Genomic DNA, 2,616 nt, shown 5'->3' with positions numbered 1-2,616 from the left:
TACGATCTTTTTTTAGCATTTTTTTTGGCAACATTTTTTTTAGAATGTTTTTTAATACTGAAAAAATCATTCAGATGACTTTAAAAATCTGTCCTTTCAAAAAAAGGAGATGAAAAAATTACCCAAAAGGTTGAAAAGCAGAAGAAATCCAATATATGCAATAAGAAAGAGCGGCTCTTTCCATAAAACTGATAAAATAAGTTTTGTATTCTTTATGAAACCTTTTTCATTTGAATTGATTACGATCAAGATTAGATATTTCACGAGAAAATAGCTGCAGAGAATAAAGCTGATTAAGAAAACTGCTGATTTGCCTGACATCATTGCAAAATCTCTTTTATTACTTCTTTCAATTCTGTCAAATCAGATGATTTTACAACATAGGCATCTGAAGCCCATACTCCAAAATCCTGTTTATATTCATCGTAAGCTGTGCACATAATCACTGGAAGTTTTTTGTCTATTTCTTTTATCTTTCTCAATAGCTCGACACCATTGGATTTTTTCAATTTAATATCGAGAGTAATCAAGTCGGGTGATTCTGTTTTTAACAATTCAAGGGCATCGTCTTCATCTTCTGCTGTAATAACTTCATATCCTTCATCGGAAAGCTCAGCTTGATAAAGGTTTCTGATATTTTCTTCATCATCGATTACGAGAATCTTTTTCATAGCTCTTTACCTCCTTCAATGGAGTTTATTTCGATATACCCACATTTTTTTGGTTTATTTCAAAAGGAAGAGAGAATTCAAAAACAATACCCTTCCCCAAGTTGTTTTCAATGCTTATACTTCCATGATGACTTTCTATTATTTTTTTTGTGATTGCAAGTCCTAAACCGATACCCGTATTTTTAGTTGTGAAGAAAGGATTAAAAATATTGTTTAGAATATTTGGAGGAATACCTCCGCCTGTGTCTGAAATCCTTACACAGACTAAGTCCTGGCCGTTTTCTACCTTTCTGTATGTATCGAGCGAAATGATTCCATTTTTCCCAATCGCCTGTGACGAATTATTGATTATATTTATTATTGCCTGTTTGATTCTGATTTCATCGAATTTGAAGGGAGGTATGTTATTGTCTAAATCTGTTTTGATAGATATGTTTCTCTCAGCAAATTCTGCCCCAAACATTGTAACAATTTCGTCAATAAGCTCATTGATATTGTTTTCTTTTACATCCAAAATTGGTTCTCGTGAAAAAGTCAATATTCCTTTCAATATTTCTTCGAGCCGCTCAACCTCTTTAATAATTATATCAACATATGTTAATTCATTTGGAAAATTTTTCAGCTTCTTTTTCAGTCGTCTGGCAAAACCACCTATTGAAACAAGAGGGTTTCTAATTTCATGAGCCACATTGGCTGCCATTTCACCTAACGCTCTGAATTTTTCAGATTCTATGAGTTTGTTTTGGAGGCTTTTGAGCTCATCGTTAGTTTCCTCGAGATAGGAATAAAGGCGTGTAGTTTCAATTGCCAATCCGGCCTGATTGGCAAAGACAGCAAGTGAATTTAGCTCATCTTCTGTTATTGGCTTTTTATTATACTTGTTATCTGCAATTAGAATTCCAATTACTTTGTCCCTTGCCATTAGCGGGACCGATGCAAAGCAATCTGTCTGAAGTTTTTCTTTTATCTCTTTACTAATACGCAAACCATTTCTTTCTCCCACTACATTGAAAGGTTTTTTTTCTTTGACGGTCTTGGAGAGAACATCATCAGGGTCAGAAAGGTCAATTCTAATTGATTTTGCTATTTCATTTACTTTCGATGCAGAGAGGTTATGTATGTAATCTTCAGAAGTCAAGGCATCGGACAATGTGAAATCAGAAGTTGTCAGTTCATTCCAAATTCGTATTGCTTCTTCTTCACTTTCCGGACCGACACCGAGCATTCCTTGAAGCATATTGGTCCTTTCATTGAGCATAAAAATAAAAGCTCGATTAAATCCAAGCCCCTTATGCATTGTTACTGCTGTAAGAACCATATATAGCCTTCTTGTTAGATTTGTTGTCAATCGTAAGGCAGTTGACATTTCATGGAGAATTGTAAGTTCCCTGACCTTTTTTTGCGTTTCTTCAGTTGTTTTTTCCATATTTTCAAAAGTAAACATTTTTTCAAAGATAATTGCCGCCTGATTGGTGAGATGTGACAGGAGATTGATGTCATTATCAGTAAAAGACGATTCAATTGTCCCGTAAGGTGAAATTTTATCAAAGAGAGATAATGTCCCTACTACTTTTTCTTCAATTTTAAGTGGAATGCAAACCAAAGAATGTAACTCAAAATCACCGACGATTTTTTCCTTGATTTCACTATTGCTCAGAGACAATGGAACCCCTTTTTCTGCAGCTTTACCGGCAGTAAATTCTCCTTTTTTTACTATCGGATATTTTTTTACTATTTCTTCAACGTTATGGTGGGCTTTAATTTCCAATAGATCTTTTTCGTTATTTAAGATTCGCAGGATGCATCCTCTTGAAGGTACAAGCTCAATTGATTTTTCAATAATCAATTGAAAAACTTCACCTACAGAATTTGCCTTTGTAAGAATTTTCCCAATTTCATTCAATTTTCTCAGTTTCTCGAGATTCTCTTCTGCTTTGTAGATTGT

3 protein-coding genes are annotated in these 2,616 nt (G+C 34.0%); all 3 read right to left on the bottom strand.

Annotated features, from left to right (window positions below):
• Positions 1-96 precede the first annotated feature (96 nt).
• Positions 97-324 carry a hypothetical protein gene (locus tag D6734_04875; GenBank protein RMF95810.1) on the bottom strand — a complete coding sequence of 76 codons (228 nt, stop codon included), beginning with the start codon at positions 322-324 and terminating at the stop codon, positions 97-99.
• A complete protein-coding gene (locus D6734_04870; GenBank protein RMF95809.1) occupies positions 321-671 on the bottom strand; it encodes a response regulator in 351 nt (116 codons plus the stop codon). Before D6734_04870 ends, D6734_04875 begins: the two co-directional genes overlap by 4 nt.
• 25 nt (positions 672-696) lie before the next feature.
• On the bottom strand, positions 697-2,616 hold a 1,920-nt coding region (locus D6734_04865), incomplete at its 5' end, for a GAF domain-containing protein (protein RMF95808.1).

The organism is Candidatus Schekmanbacteria bacterium (genome assembly GCA_003695725.1).
Lineage (GTDB): Bacteria > Schekmanbacteria > GWA2-38-11 > GWA2-38-11 > J061 > J061.
The sequence above is the reverse complement of the archived record's forward strand: the minus strand, read 5'-3'. Positions and strand labels throughout refer to the sequence as shown.